Genomic DNA, 15,154 nt, shown 5'->3' on the forward strand with positions numbered 1-15,154 from the left:
TCAATTCAAAGAGGTTATGATAGTTGCCCGAGATGTGAAATTATCGGCAACCTGGTATAGAAAGTATCTCGACATTGCCATTAAGGAATATAAGCCACAAAAACATGTCAAAATGTGCATAGGTGATTTCACCTTGCATATCAAACAGGGGAATAATGTATTGGTTAGGTCTCAACTGAGATTGCCCAAAGGAAAAAAATATATTAACGGTATTGATAAAATTGGATTTGCGACAAACAAATTTGAAGAGGTTCGGGATAGATTATCAACATCTGGACAGAAGGTACTTGAAGAAATTACCGAGGACAAAAACCTGAGCCTGAGGTATTTTCTAACTACCGATCCTGATGGCAACAAGGTTCAAATTTTTGACCAACCCAATCCCATAGATAGTGTCATTGTAAAACCTATTTTTTTTTCCGTGCTTTCGTCAGATTATATCAACACCATGAAATGGTATGAAGAAAATATTGACTTCACAGAAATAGAGACGATTGATGAATCTAAAATTCATTACCAAAATTTACTTCACAAAGGAGCAGTTATATTCGAGATTATTCACCTGCCTTATGAAGCGCTAGAAACTACAGAATTTATGCCTCTGGGGCGAGATTTGGCAGGTTTTAGTCAGATTGTTTTCAAAAGTGGAGATGGCAAGAACTCCACCTTTGAGTTGGACAATAATGCCAACCAAATCAAATGGCTGAGATAAATCGGAGAAAATAAATCCTAAATTTTCTTGCATGCTAAAATTAATGCCCGTTATCTTTGGGGCTCGTTCTAAGTAATTTATTGGATGACTTATCAAGAAAGGTGGAGGGATTTGGCCCTATGAAACCTTAGCAACCCTTGTCGGAAACGACGTAGAAGGTGCTAACTCCAATCACGCCATAGGCGTGAGAGATAAGCGGAATGGATAGACTCAATTTGAATAAAAAATACGATGTCCTTTCTAGCTAGTCTGGAAAGGACATTTTTTTTGTCCAGACCAGACCCGGATCCTTGAAAAGTCTCCTTGTAAACTTTAAAAAAACAAAGCAATGCAAGAGACAACAGAAATTTTACACAGCATACTGTCAGATCCGTTGACAGGGGCAATCTCGACACCCATTTATCAAACCTCCACTTTCGTGCAAGATGCACCCGGAGTAAACAAGGGCTTTGACTATAGTCGATCGAACAACCCAACAAGAAAAGTGCTTGAAGAAACTATATCCAAACTTGAAAACGGCGCAGGTGGTTTTGCCTTTGCCAGTGGATTGGCGGCCGTGGACGCAGTGATCAAACTGTGCCAATCCGGAGACGAGATAGTGGCGGTTGACGACATCTATGGTGGTACTTTTCGCTCATTTGAGAAATTGTACAAAAAATTTGGTATCAAAGTGCGATACACCGATACAACCGATCCCGAAAACATTATCGACAACATTACCCCTAATACCAAACTGATCTGGTTGGAAACCCCAACCAATCCCACACTAAAAATCACCGACATTGCAACCATTTCGAAGATCGCACATTCGAATGGTTGCCTTGTGGTGGTCGACAACACGTTCGCTTCTCCGGTCCTGCAAAAGCCACTTGATCTTGGTGCAGATATCGTACTCCATAGCGCAACCAAATATATTGCCGGACACTCCGACGTAATCGCTGGACTTATAGCAGTAAAAACCGATGAACTGGCTGAAGAAATAAAATTTATCCAAAACGCCACAGGTAGCATCTTAGGACCCTGGGATAGCTGGTTGACGATTCGGGGTATTCAAACACTGAGTCTAAGAGTGGAGAAGCAATGTAGAAACGCAGAAATAATTGCCGAATATTTGCTCAATAGGCATGAACTAAAAATTGTAAACTATCCAGGGCTCAAACAACACCCTAGCCATGCACTGGCGACGAAGCAACAAAAATATTATGGAGCTGTGGTATCCTTTGCATTCAAAGAAGATACGTTGAAAAAAGCCACTGAATTCGTTACAAAAACGAACTTATTCAAATTGGCCGAAAGCCTGGGCGGCATCAAAAGTCTTTGCTGTCATCCGGCCGCCATGACGCACAAGGGCACTCCTGATGACATCAGAAGAGCTGCAGGGATCAATGATTCATTAGTGAGATTGTCTGTAGGAACTGAAGACCCGGTGGATCTGATCCAGGATCTGGAAGCTGCATTCGAAAAAATTAAGTCAAAGGAAAAAATTGCCATAATAGCATAGAAATGAAAAATCTCAAACTAGGCATTTTTGGCTTTGGTTGCGTAGGACAGGGTTTACACCATGTTCTACAGCAATCTAATTCTATTAATTCAGAAATTGTGAAAATTTGCATAAAGGATCTGAATAAGCCCAGATCCTTAGATTCTTCCTATTTCACCGACGACAAGACAGAGCTGCTTCAAAATGACGACATCAATGTGATTGTAGAGCTCATCGATGACGCAGATGCAGCATTTGATATAGTTTCGACAGCCATGAATAGGGGTAAGTCTGTAGTATCTGCAAATAAGAAAATGATTGCAGAACACCTCGAAGAATTACTGGAGCTGCAGGAAAGAAATAAGGTTTCCTTCCTCTATGAAGCGTCCTGTTGTGCCAGTATTCCTATCATCCGAAATCTGGAGGAATATTACGACAACGATTTGCTTACTTCATTAGAGGGAATTTTTAATGGGTCTACCAATTTTATTCTTACTAAACTATCATCGGGCAAACAGTCGTACTCGGAAGTGCTTCAGGAAGCGCAGGATCTTGGTTTCGCAGAAAGCGACCCTACTCTAGACGTAGAAGGTATTGATCCAAAATACAAATTATGCATTTTGTTATTTCATGCTTTTGGCTTAATTGCCAGGCCTGAAGATGTTTTCAATTATGGCATATCAAAGATTAATGATTTTGATATTGATTATGCTAAGAAGCATGGCTATGCGATCAAATTAATTTCCAAATGTAGACGGGCCGGTGAAAAAATCGAGGCTTATTGCCTACCCTCTTTTGTCGCTAATGGATCGGTACTATCTCAGACCAGCAACGAATATAATGCCGTGGTACTTGAAAGTGCTTTCTCAGAGAGCCAACTTCTTTATGGCAAGGGCGCCGGAGACAAGCCAACGGGATCGGCGGTACTCTCAGATATTTCTGCTTTGAATCATAATTATAAATATGAGTACAAGAAAAGGGAGAAAAATAATGGCAAACTCGAACTCTGTCAAAATTTTCACCTGAGACTATATGTACGTTACAATGGCACTTCTCCTGATTTCGATGACTTCGTGAACATTGAAGAAAAATATAGTAGCGAGCGTGGTAATTTTTTAGTGGGGAATATCAGCTTGAAAAAACTAAAGGACTCAAATTGGCTCAAAGAATCCAGCATTAACGCAATAGTCTTGAATTGACATAATCCAAAGATTTCATAATTGAGAACCTGAACCCCATCGGCAGTCGGCTGATGGGGTTCTATTTTATTTGTTGCGCGGTGAATAAAAATAATTTGTATTATGAACATACTTTTCAAATCATATTGATAATTTTCAATTCCAACCGACAGCAATGGGAGAGAAAAAAAAAGAAAAGCTGCAAGAGGCCTTGCAGTTGTTAGAGGCAATTCAAGACAGTACCACAGTTGCGAATTTGGTTGTAGCAGCAGACTACAGCATTATATCTTACAATCGTCGATTCCGTGAGTTCTTATCGAAGTATTGGTCTCACGAGGTTTCCGTTGGTGAAATTGCCATCAACTTCGTGCATCCCGATAACCTTGTTGATTTCAAGAGAGAGTTTGCACAAGCTTTGGCTGGAAAAATTATAAGAGCGGAACATAGCTTTACTACTCGAAACGGAGAAACGATGTGGATTGCTGTAGAGTATCACCCGGTAAAAATATTGTCCAATCAAGAAAACAAGGTGGCCTTATCCTTTAGAAATGTGACGAGGGAGAGGCGGTATGAGCAAGAAATTACAGCCCAAAACAAGAAACTCAAGGAAGTTGCTTTTGTCTCTGCTCATCAATTGAGAGGACCGATCACCTCACTTCTAGGGTTAACCAACCTGCTTTCTGATCAACCTATAGATTGGGAAGACACAAAGGTTTACATTCAAAAAATCAAAGAACTATCCGGTTTATTAGATTTTGAGATTCGCTATTTGGTAAGTAAAACAGAAGAAATATAAATCCGTTTCAATAGACATTAAGGTATTTGTTTAGCTTGTATTAGTTTTATAACAAAAAGTAGTTTCTTTCTGAATGATCATTGATGCGTAAATTTATTTTTTTAGTTGCCTTCATACTGAGCGTCACAAAAGCGGCAGCGACTGCCAACGACAGTATACCTGTGCTACTAACAGATACCGAAATCCAAATCGAGTGCACCGAGGGTATCAACAGCATGTATAATTTTGATTTTAAGCGAGCTGATTCACAGTTTAGGTGGCTTCGAGGAAAATACGGCTGGCATCCTCTTCCCTATTTCTTACTTGGCCTTAGTCAATGGTGGCGTATCGTCCCAAACATTCAGGAAACCAAATATGATTCTGCATTACTTGTCTACCTGGACAGCACTATTTTGGTAGCGGAAAATATTTTCAATAAGGGAAGTGAAGTGGAAGGAGGCTTTTTTCTTTCTGCCGCCTACGCCTTTAAAGGGCGTCTCTATGCTGAACGACGTGCTTGGCGAAAAGCCGCTTCAGCCGGTAAAAATGCCATGAAGTATCTGGATTACTGTAGAGACCATGAAGAATTTGGGCCGGAAATATTGTTTGGTGATGCTTTGTATAATTACTATTCCGTCTGGATACCTGAGAACTACCCTATTCTTAAGCCAGTCATGATGTTTTTCAGGGATGGCGACAAGGAACTAGGTCTGACACAACTTAAAGAAGTCGCAAGTAACGCTTTTTTCACAAGAACTGAAGCTCAATATTTTCTGATGCGGATTATGGCCAATGAAGAGAATGATCGACGAGCTGCCTTATTCACCTCAGAATATCTCAACGAGACTTTTCCAAATAATGCCTATTTTCAGAGATTCTTTGCACGCATGTTGTATAGTACAGGAAAATACGACAAGGCTGAAATAATTTCTAAGTCAATAATTACCAAAATTGATAGCAGCTATAATGGATATGAACAGAATAGTGGGCGTTATGCCGCTTTCTTCCTGGGAGAAATTAATTCGCATCGTGATGAACCAGAAGAAGCTGAAAAATACTATAAACTCTGTGTAAAGTATGGTGATGAAATCGGTGCGCAAGAAAAAGGTTACTACCTATATTCGGTCCTGAATCTAGGTCGATATGCTGCAGACCGTGGTGACAAAGACATTGCCAAAGAAAATTTTAGAAGAGTAAAAAAACTATCCAGCAAGAAGGACAGGACTTATAAATTGGCAAAGGAGTATTTGAAAAGGCTTTAGCTTATTCAAATAGACTTAGAAAATTTTTCCTGTTTGACTCCACTGAATATTGTTCAATTACCTTTTTTCTACTCATTTCTCCTATCGATTTTCTAAGCTCTACGTCCTTGAGCAGATCGTTCAAATGAGTGACCCAATCCTTTTCTGATCTGCAGTGAAATCCATGGATTCCGTGCTCCACAATCTGAGTGTTCACCCCGACAGGCGAGACCAGAACCGGTTTTTCCAATGCCATAAATTGCAATGCCTTGAAACCACATTTGCCCCAAGCCCATTCGTCATCCACCAATGGCATTACTCCAATATCAATTCGATTCAAGTCATCAATTTCATTTTGTTTGTCCCAAGCAATAAATCTCTGATTTGGGAAAGGTAGGCTGGGAGGCTTATCTGCAATGACCAAAAATTCAAAGTCCGATGCTTCAGACAATAGCTCCAATGACCTCCTTAAAACTTCAAGATATTTCAGAGTTGAATGGGTACCGGTCCAGCCTATCACAATTGGATTGCCTACTCTACTATCAGGTAAATGTCTATGCTCCGTATCAATAGTTGTTGGATTATAGACCACTGACTTACTATATGAAGTAGCCTGATCCATGAGAAATTGATTGCCAGCACTTATCTTATAACTCCAAGAAATAATGTGATTCACCTTTCCAGGAAATTTCAACCAGGCTATCAGACCATTTTCTGACGTGGTGTTTCGTAACCAGATCGCATCATCAAAGTCATAAATTACCTTCTTTCTCCACACCCTTGTAATGAGCCATTCAATGATCGGTGGCCCAATAGGTGCTGCTTCTCTGTGAATAAATACAAAGTCATAAACCTTAAGGTTTCTTAGCATCCAAAAACGTCGAAGAAATCCCAAAAGAATTCCTTTAGCCTTTTTAAGTGCATAACCCTTTTTATAAAGGACTGACCAGGTGTTTTGATCAATAAATGATTGATAATCGTAGGACTCACACTGTTCTGACAAAGAAGGTAGATACTGTTCGAAACGAAAGCGCTGGGATCCGGCTGTATCTCTGGGATATGGGGTCAAGAAGAGAATTCTTTTAGACATGATTATTGAATGAAATGCAATTTATGCTATTTCCAAAAAGATGGTAAGTTTTTGGTAATCTCTAAATGCTTCATTTTTATGGTGGGTTGATGACTTGTCTTTTTTGCCCACTCCGCCATTTTTTTAAGTCCCTGTTCTAATTTGGTTGATTCAATATGGCTTAAGTACTTTTTTATTTTTTCATGCGAAGAATAGGCGTGCTGAACCTCATTTCTTTGCTCCAAATATTTGATGGCTCCACTCATCTCCATGGCTTTCATTACCAAACCTGCCAAATCTTTCACAGAAACCGCATAGTCAGAGCCAATATTGAATATCTCTTCATACCAATCGGCATGTGTCACACTTTGTGCAATTAGAGGCGCCACATCCCTAACATAACTGAACGCTCGGGTTTGACTTCCGTCGCCAAATACCGTAAGAGGCTCCCCCTTAATCAGTTGATTCATAAATATACCAACCACGTTCCTATACTTATCCGAAATATTTTGGCGCTCACCGTAAACATTGTGCGGGCGAAAAATGATATAATTCAGGTCAAACATCTCTTTGGATATCCTCAATTCTTGCTCTACAGTATACTTAGCAATTCCGTAAGAGTCTTCTGGAATTGGTACCATTTGTTCTGTCATAGGGGATGCCTGATTGCCATAAACCGCTATCGATGAGGTAAATACAAAACATTTGACGCTATGTTTTACTGCTTTGTTGATCAGATTGACACTACCCACTACATTATTTTGATAATTATAGCTTTTGATATAATGACTCAACCCCTCTGCCGCGTAGGCAGCCAGATGGTATATATAATCAATTTTATTATCGCTGAATATATTAGTTAATAGTTGATGATCCGTTATACTCCCATTGATAAATCTTGCCTCTCTCGGTATGTTACGTTCTAAACCTCCGCTCAGGTCATCAAGAACAATAACCTTGTGATTCATAATTATGAGTTCCTGAACTAGATGACTCCCAATAAAACCGGCACCACCTGTGATTAAAGATGTTGGCATGCATTAAATTTTTGACCAAAAGTAATTAAGTTAATTTTTACACATTTAAGTCCTCCAATTTTCTTAATTCATCGAAATATTAGAATCTCCATTTGTATAAATCCTTTAACTTCGAACCATGCTGAACGATCAGTCCATATTTATTACAGGAGGTACAGGTACATTGGGTAAGGTTTTTCTTGAAAAAGTGCTCATAGAATATCATAATGTAAAGAAGATCACAATCTACTCACGTGATGAAATGAAACAGTATGATCTGCGCCGACACTACCCATCAGATCAATTTCCGAAAATTCAATGGGTGATTGGTGCTATTCGAGATCAGGACATGACCGGTTTTTTTTGCACCGAACAACGAACAGCGGACAGCATGCTTTATGCTGTTGAAAATAGGCGGGGTGGCGAAATTTTCATCCCAAAAATGATCGCCAAAAAAATTACATCTGTTGCTCAAGAAATAGCGCCGAACTGTGAATACGAGATTATTGGGTTAAGGGGTTTTGAAAAGATTAGCGAGAAATTAGTGTCGGATATTGACTTTGAATATATCCATGAAAATCAAGATTATTGGATTATCTATCATGTCAATTTTGAATCTTGTGGCTCAAAATCAGATAAGATAACAAAACGAGTAGTTAATGTAGATCTTATAGACTGCCAATGTGCGAATAAGTCAGTTTTCAAATATGAACTGAACTAAAATGGGTATTCAAGATCTGACTATTACTCCACTATTTTTTTTTATACTGCTGTTCATAGCTTATCTCATCGGTCCTGTTGTCACTAATAGCAAAACCAGGCCTTATTACATTTCTGCTTTATTGGTAAAATTCATGGCAGCTATTATGCTCGGTATAATTTATCAATATTACTATGGAGGAGGAGATACGTTTGGATATACGACATATGGTGGAGATTGGATTTTTAAGGCCTTTATGGACAGCCCAGCAAAGGCTTTTAAGCTAATTTTTCTAGCTGATCAATATCATTTTTCTGATACTTTCCAATACAGTCAACACATTTGGTATTACGGTGACTTACACTCATATTTTGTGGTTCGAGTAGCTGGTTTTTTTGGGCTTTTTACATTAAGTACTTATTCTTCTACTGCGCTTTTTTTTGCAGCCTTTAGTTTTAGTGGATCCTGGGCCTTATTTACGGCTATTGCTAATTTGTACAGCAATCAAATAAAAAAATGTGCCCTTGCCATATTGTTTATTCCGTCCGTAATTTTTTGGGGTTCAGGAATATTGAAGGATACACTCACCTTCGGAGCACTGTGCTGGTTAGTCTGGGGCCTGATTCATATAGTTGAAAACGGAAGCAAAAACCCGTTCAAAATAGGAATTGTCATTCTGGCAGCATTTATCATCTACTCGATAAAAATTTATATTTTGATGTGTTTTTTATCTGCACTTTTTGTTTGGGTCTATTTGAAAAACATTAACAAAATAAAAAATGCTGCAATCAGAATTCTCATTGCACCCATTCTTTTATCAAGTCTCTTATTTGTAAGTTACTATTCTGTAGAATCAATTGGGTCTACCAGTAGCCATTATTCGCTTAATAACATAGCCGAGAGGGCAATGGTTACTGCCTACGATATTCGCTATGGATGGGGCGCTCGCGGTGGAGAAAATTCGGGATATACCCTTGGTCAGTTGGATGGCACCTGGGCCAGTATGTTTCGTTTGGCACCTGCAGCAATTAATGTCTCTTTGTTTAGACCCTATTTGTGGGAAGCAAGAAACCCATTCATGCTGCTATCAGCTCTGGAAAGTACACTACTCCTTTTTTTAACCTTAAAAGCTTTTTTTGTCAACAAAAGCATTGGCCAGACGCTCAAGGAACCATTTCTCACATTTTGTTTGGTCTTTTCGATTGCTTTTGCCTTTGCTGTTGGTGTAAGTACGTTTAATTTTGGAACACTAATGCGCTATAAAATTCCAATGCTTGGATTTTATCTTTTGGCAATTCTTATTAATCCCAAAAAAATTGATAAATCAATAGCTAAAAGGGCATATTTTAGCTAATTATATCTCGTATGAAAAAAGCACTAATTACAGGAATCACTGGGCAAGACGGAGCTTATTTAGCTGAACTGTTATTGCAGAAAGGATATGAGGTACATGGTATCAAAAGAAGAGCTTCGTCCTTTAATACACAAAGAATTGATCACTTGTTTCAGGACCCGCATGTCTCGGATAGAAATTTTATTCTTCATTATGGAGACCTCACTGATTCTACTAATGTCATTCGCATCATCCAAGAAGTTCAACCCGATGAAATATACAATCTGGGAGCCATGTCCCACGTTAAAGTGTCTTTTGATGAGCCCGAATACTCGGCTAACGTTGACGGGGTGGGTACCTTACGCATACTCGAGGCAGTTAGGTTATTAAATCTGGAGAAAAAAACCAAAATTTATCAGGCATCAACTTCTGAACTATATGGACTTGTTCAAGAAGTGCCACAAAACGAAAAAACTCCTTTTTATCCCAGATCTCCTTATGGAGTTGCCAAGTTATATGCCTATTGGATTATGGTCAATTACAGGGAAGCCTACAATATATATGCGTGCAATGGTATCCTATTCAATCATGAAAGCCCACTAAGGGGAGAAACATTTGTTACCAGAAAGATTACTCGTGCAGTGGCTAAAATCGCTGCCGGCTTTCAAGAAACAACTTATTTGGGAAACTTAGACTCGCAAAGGGATTGGGGACATGCTAAAGACTATGTTGAAGCTATGTGGTTGATGATGCAGCAAGATGAGCCCGAGGATTTTGTCATTGCGAGTGGTGTAACAACAACCATTCGGGATTTTGCTAAAAAGGCATTCGCCTGTGCAGGAATCACCATTGAATTTGAGGGTAAAGGAAAGGGTGAACTCGGCGTTGTTACAAAATTGGATGGAAATCTCAAAGTAAACATCGGACAGACTGTTGTAAAAATCGATCACAATTATTATCGTCCTACTGAAGTGGATTTGCTAATAGGAGATGCCGGTAAGGCCAGAGATAAATTAAACTGGAAACCAAAATACAATCTGGATCAATTGATTAAGGAAATGGTAGATTCTGATATGAAACTCTTCAGTAAAAATTAATGCAGACAATTACAATTAGCTCAAAGGGACAATCTTGGGGACAATACCTAAAAGAACTGGCTCATTATAGAGACTTGTTTATCACTTTCGCAATTCGTGATTTTAAAGTGAAATATGCGCAAACTTTTTTAGGCTTTTTCTGGGCATTATTTCAACAGATAGTGGCCATAGGTGTCTTTTCCTTAATCCGATATGCTGCATTTGACAATGAAAATGATTCCATACCAGTGGTACTATATATTTCTGCAGGAATTGCAGCTTGGACCTATTTTGATTTTGTGGTCAACAATTCGGCCAACTCAATAATTTTGTCTGGAAGCATGATAAAAAAAATATATTTCCCGAGGCTCATCTTGCCTCTTTCAAAAGCGCTGGTCGGACTTATTGATTATTTGATTGGCCTCCTGCTTCTGGCATTGATGTTTATGGTGTATGGTATGTTCCCGTCTTCTAATATAATTTTTCTTCCACTATTTATTCTTTCAACTATCCTGGCTGCTTTAGGATTGGGAATTTGGGTGAGTGCGCTAACTATTCGCTTTCGGGATTTTCAACATATTGTTCCATTCTTGCTCAAAATCGGAATGTTTATTACACCTGTATATTTTTCTGCGGAGCAGCTGATAGAAAGAACTCCTTTGCGGTGGCAACCGATTACCCAAGTTTTATTCTACCTAAATCCAATGGCAGGAAATATAGAAGCGATGAAATGGTCGTTATTTTACAGTCAGCCACTTGATCCAATGACAGGAATCTCCTTCGGGGTTTCAGCGATATTATTCTTTACCGGATTGTTTTATTTTAAAAAATCCGAAAAACAAATGGCGGACCTTGTATAATGACTGACTCAGTAGTTCATATCAATCACCTTTCAAAGGTATATGGCTTGGGCAAAAGCAGACACACTTCTTTGGCCGAAGTGATGAGAAGCTATATGCAGGGTACAAAGAAGAAGAATAAAGAATTTTATGCACTTAATGATGTTTCTCTTAAAATAGAAAAAGGAGAAGCTCTTGGTATTATTGGTAAGAATGGAGCGGGAAAGTCAACTCTTCTAAAGGTACTCTCAAGAATTACCTATCCTACTTCTGGTGAGGTGAGTATAAGAGGTAGAGTGTCTTCTCTTCTTGAAGTAGGAACCGGCTTTCACCCAGAGCTGACTGGCAGGGAGAACATATTTCTCAACGGTACTATCCTTGGTATGAGAAGGCAGGAAATAAAATCCAAACTTGACGAGATCATTGCCTTTAGCGATGTAGAAAAATTTATTGATACACCAGTAAAACACTACTCCAGTGGAATGTATGTTCGGCTGGCGTTTTCGGTAGCAGCTCACCTGGAACCAGAAATCTTAATTATTGACGAGGTGCTTGCAGTGGGCGACATTGAATTTCAGAAAAAATGTTTGGGTAAGATGAATGAAGTGGCTGGTCTGGGACGAACTGTAATTTTTGTCAGTCATAATATGAATGCAGTAAAAAATCTGTGTTCCAGTGCTGTTTTTATGAAGCAGGGGACAATGTCTGAAAAATGCACAGTAGAGGAAGCTGTCAAATATTACACAGAAGGAAATCTAAATAATGGTTCATCCAATTTTCCTATCCTTCATGAGGAATTTGTAATTAACGACTTCCGTGTACATCAAAAAGGAGCATTTCCAACAGAATTTAATGGTGACATGCCGGTTGAGTATGAAATTGAAATAGAGATTTTAAGAGATTTGAATAACTTCAGAATTGGCATTATGCTCAAGGATCAATTTGGAGAACTTATCATGCGCTCATTATTAACCGACTGGCAAGAAAAAAACCACTCCTTAAAAAAAGGGAAATATGTATTAAGAAGTAGCCTACCCTCCAATTTACTAACATCTGGCTCCTATTATGTTCAAATTCATGGAAGTATTTATGGATTAAAGGACTTTGCTCTCGAAGAAAAAACAAGTGAACTGATAAGCATAAATAAACCTCAAAAATTCAATTCAATTTATCCGGGAGAGGTTAGATTTGGTGATATTATCAATTCCAACACTTGGACTATTGAAAGTAACTAAAAAAATAAAATTCACTTACCCCTTTCCCAATTGGCCTATAGATCGGCAATTGCCGAAAAAGTCTATGGTATTAGATAATTATGAGTTTTTCATTAATGATGCCAGTTGCACAGATCCGGACTTTTGGGTAATTTTTGATGGTTTGTTGAGAGACGAAAAAGCTAATTGCAAAAAGGACAACACTGTTTTTTTTACTGCAGAGCCTCCGTCATTTAAAAAGTATAATCACGATTTTTTGCAGCAATTCGGGCATGTGATTACTTGCCAAAGAAATATCAATCATCCAAATATTCATTATTTCCACCAAGGCCATCCTTGGTTCGTAGGCAAATCATATGACGAGCTGATATCACGGATAAAGATTCCAAAATCAAAAAATATCAGTGTAATTACCTCTGACAAGCAAATAACTGACGGGCATAAAAAGAGATTCGATTTTTGCCATCAATTGAAAGAGCATTTTGGTGACGATGTGGATTTATTTGGACGAGGAATTAAAGATTTTGAAGACAAGTGGGACGTACTTGCGCCCTACCGCTACTCAGTGGCCATAGAAAACGAATATCTGGATGATTGGTTTACGGAAAAATTGTATGATTGCTTTTTAGCGCATACCGTTCCTATTTATTATGGTTGTCCCAATCTCAAGGAGTACTTTGACCCAAATTCTTTTTCCCGAATCAACATTAACAATATTAAAGAATCTTTTGCCCAAGTTGACCGGTTACTGGAATCTAGATACGAAGACTATATACTGCCGATTGAACAGGCCAAAATTAAATATCTAAACAAGTATAATTTGTTCTTCCTCATCATTAACAAAATAGAAGAAATTGGTCAACAGCAAGATTCACAGGAATCGGTAATACTTCATACAGAATCCTTTTTTGAAAAAAAACAATCTAAATTTCAGATTGGACAAAGTATCTTGAGTCTGTGGAATAGTATCAAATAAGTTGGCAATGTTTAAGATAAAAAGGCTCCTAGGTATTGAAGATAAGAAAAATTCAAAAATTGAAATTCAATCAAGTACCGTAATAAGTGCAGACTCAAAGATTGGTGATTACACCTATGTTGGGTTTAATACGATGATATCAAGATCTATTGTTGGACGGTATTGCTCTATTGCAAATAATGTAAGTATCGGACATGGAGAACATATCATTGATGAAATTTCTACAAGCAGTTTATTTTATAGTGACCCATACGGGACTTTAACCTCAAAACCATGCACCATAGGTAACGATGTTTGGGTAGGTGTGGATGCCATAATCAAACGAGGTGTTGATATTGGGGATGGGGCAATTGTAGGAGCAAACTCGTTTGTAAATAAAGATGTCCCGCCTTTTGCAATTGTAGCTGGTAGCCCGGCAAAAGTTATAAAATACAGATTTCCAGAAGACATTAGAAATATTATTTCAGATTCTTCTTGGTGGTCACTTGAATTAGAACAGGCGAAAGAAGCAATAGCGCATTTGAAATCAAAAATACGTGGACAAGAACAGTAATATATATATAGCCGGCCATAGTGGTATGGTGGGCTCAGCATGTCAAAGGTTGTTTGAATCTAGGGGTTACTCGAATCTTATATTAAAAAAAAGAACCGAACTCGATTTAACCAATCAGCAGGCGGTGGAGTCCTTTTTTCAAAAGTATCAGCCGGATACCGTTATTTTCGCAGCTGCCAAGGTAGGTGGGATTCAGGCCAATATTGACCATCCCGGTGATTTTTTATACAAGAATCTAATGATTCAAAATAATGTCGTTGAAGCCTCAAGAAAAAATAAAGTTCAGCTATTCATTAATATAGGGAGCAGCTGTGTCTACCCAAGGAATAGCCCCCAACCGATGAAAGAAGAGTACCTTCTTACCGGAACTCCTGAACCAACAAACGAAGCCTATGCTATTGCCAAAATTGCCGGGCTCAAACTAGCTTCGTACTACAAAAAACAATATGGCTTTAGTGCCATCAATTTAATGCCCTGCAATCTGTACGGTCCAAATGACAGTTTTGACTTAAGGCATTCGCATGTACTTTCGGCTCTGGTCAAACGTTTCTCTGATGCAAAATCCGAAGGGCAACATGAAATCACCTTGTGGGGAACGGGTTCTGCAAGAAGAGAATTTATGCACGTCGATGATTTGGCCAAGGCCATTTTATATTTTGCTAATCAGCCTTTCGATGAAGATTTTATTAATGTAGGATGGGGAATAGACATCTCAATTCGTGAATTGGCACAAAAAATAAGCTCGTTAGTCGGTTTCAAAGGGTCTATTCGCTGGGATGAGTCAAAGCCTGATGGAATGCCAAGAAAATGTCTGGAGGTGAGCAGGATGAAATCACTAGGGTATTGTCCTAATATTTCTCTTTCAGATGGACTCAAACAAATGATCAACATATATGGTAGTCAAAAAAATCAAAGCCTGGATACACAATAGACTGTTTGGTTCGAAACTTCAGAAACATGTGCAGGTATTCAACAATCCTAAGGCCGTAAAC

15 protein-coding genes and 1 riboswitch are annotated in these 15,154 nt (G+C 38.6%); of the genes, 13 read left to right on the forward strand and 2 right to left on the reverse strand.

The genetic code is table 11. From position 1 onward, the window contains the following. Nucleotides 1-16: 16 nt before the first annotated feature. From ABJD64_RS24235 to ABJD64_RS24255, 5 genes are all read left to right on the forward strand, one after another. Complete coding sequence (locus tag ABJD64_RS24235; protein WP_348181436.1) at nt 17-712, forward strand: VOC family protein; 696 nt, start codon at nt 17-19, stop codon at nt 710-712. 86 nt (nt 713-798) lie between these two features. Beyond that, a riboswitch (SAM riboswitch) is annotated at nt 799-910 on the forward strand. A gap of 130 nt (nt 911-1,040) precedes the next feature. Then, the gene (locus ABJD64_RS24240; RefSeq protein ID WP_348181437.1) at nt 1,041-2,213 is read left to right on the forward strand and encodes a PLP-dependent aspartate aminotransferase family protein; all 1,173 of its coding nucleotides are present in this window, start codon (nt 1,041-1,043) and stop codon (nt 2,211-2,213) included. Between the two features lie 2 nt (nt 2,214-2,215). After that, on the forward strand, nt 2,216-3,391 hold the full coding sequence (locus ABJD64_RS24245) for a homoserine dehydrogenase (protein WP_348181438.1): 1,176 nt from the start codon (nt 2,216-2,218) through the stop codon (nt 3,389-3,391). A 154-nt stretch (nt 3,392-3,545) separates the two neighbouring features. Next, a complete protein-coding gene (locus ABJD64_RS24250; RefSeq protein ID WP_348181439.1) occupies nt 3,546-4,166 on the forward strand; it encodes a PAS domain S-box protein in 621 nt (206 codons plus the stop codon). Nucleotides 4,167-4,249: 83 nt separating this feature from the next. Further along, entirely contained in the window at nt 4,250-5,407 is a 1,158-nt protein-coding gene (locus ABJD64_RS24255; protein WP_348181440.1) for a tol-pal system protein YbgF, read from the forward strand. 1 nt (nt 5,408) lies between these two features. Here ABJD64_RS24255 and ABJD64_RS24260 read toward each other — a convergent pair whose 3' ends face one another. Together ABJD64_RS24260 and ABJD64_RS24265 are read right to left on the reverse strand one after the other, a co-directional pair. Next, a complete protein-coding gene (locus ABJD64_RS24260) occupies nt 5,409-6,476 on the reverse strand; it encodes a glycosyltransferase family 4 protein (protein WP_348181441.1) in 1,068 nt (355 codons plus the stop codon). Between the two features lie 26 nt (nt 6,477-6,502). Further along, nucleotides 6,503-7,492, reverse strand: a complete 990-nt coding sequence (locus ABJD64_RS24265; RefSeq protein ID WP_348181442.1) for an NAD-dependent epimerase/dehydratase family protein — start codon at nt 7,490-7,492, stop codon at nt 6,503-6,505. A gap of 118 nt (nt 7,493-7,610) precedes the next feature. Between ABJD64_RS24265 and ABJD64_RS24270 the strand changes: the two genes are divergently transcribed. From ABJD64_RS24270 to ABJD64_RS24305, 8 genes are read left to right on the forward strand one after another with little or no spacing between them, the layout of a single operon-like run. Further along, nucleotides 7,611-8,192 carry a polysaccharide biosynthesis protein gene (locus ABJD64_RS24270; RefSeq protein ID WP_348181443.1) on the forward strand — a complete coding sequence of 194 codons (582 nt, stop codon included), beginning with the start codon at nt 7,611-7,613 and terminating at the stop codon, nt 8,190-8,192. A 1-nt stretch (nt 8,193) separates the two neighbouring features. Continuing rightward, nucleotides 8,194-9,525: a hypothetical protein gene (locus ABJD64_RS24275; RefSeq protein WP_348181444.1), complete on the forward strand. Its 1,332-nt coding sequence runs from the start codon at nt 8,194-8,196 to the stop codon at nt 9,523-9,525. A gap of 11 nt (nt 9,526-9,536) precedes the next feature. Beyond that, entirely contained in the window at nt 9,537-10,601 is a 1,065-nt protein-coding gene (gene gmd / locus ABJD64_RS24280; RefSeq protein WP_348181445.1) for a GDP-mannose 4,6-dehydratase, read from the forward strand. Continuing rightward, nucleotides 10,601-11,440 carry an ABC transporter permease gene (locus ABJD64_RS24285; RefSeq protein ID WP_348181446.1) on the forward strand — a complete coding sequence of 280 codons (840 nt, stop codon included), beginning with the start codon at nt 10,601-10,603 and terminating at the stop codon, nt 11,438-11,440. The genes gmd and ABJD64_RS24285 overlap by 1 nt, the downstream gene beginning before the upstream one ends. Further along, nucleotides 11,440-12,654 (forward strand): polysaccharide ABC transporter ATP-binding protein, encoded by a 1,215-nt coding sequence (locus tag ABJD64_RS24290; RefSeq protein WP_348181447.1) that lies wholly within the window; start codon nt 11,440-11,442, stop codon nt 12,652-12,654. The genes ABJD64_RS24285 and ABJD64_RS24290 overlap by 1 nt, the downstream gene beginning before the upstream one ends. Continuing rightward, entirely contained in the window at nt 12,641-13,609 is a 969-nt protein-coding gene (locus tag ABJD64_RS24295) for a glycosyltransferase family 10 (protein WP_348181448.1), read from the forward strand. Before ABJD64_RS24290 ends, ABJD64_RS24295 begins: the two co-directional genes overlap by 14 nt. Nucleotides 13,610-13,616: 7 nt before the next feature. Further along, nucleotides 13,617-14,162 (forward strand): CatB-related O-acetyltransferase, encoded by a 546-nt coding sequence (locus ABJD64_RS24300; RefSeq protein WP_348181449.1) that lies wholly within the window; start codon nt 13,617-13,619, stop codon nt 14,160-14,162. Then, nucleotides 14,146-15,093 carry a GDP-L-fucose synthase gene (locus tag ABJD64_RS24305; RefSeq protein WP_348181450.1) on the forward strand — a complete coding sequence of 316 codons (948 nt, stop codon included), beginning with the start codon at nt 14,146-14,148 and terminating at the stop codon, nt 15,091-15,093. Before ABJD64_RS24300 ends, ABJD64_RS24305 begins: the two co-directional genes overlap by 17 nt. Nucleotides 15,094-15,154: the final 61 nt, after the last annotated feature.

It is taken from the genome of Reichenbachiella sp. (genome assembly GCF_039944555.1).
Classification (GTDB): Bacteria; Bacteroidota; Bacteroidia; order Cytophagales; family Cyclobacteriaceae; genus Reichenbachiella.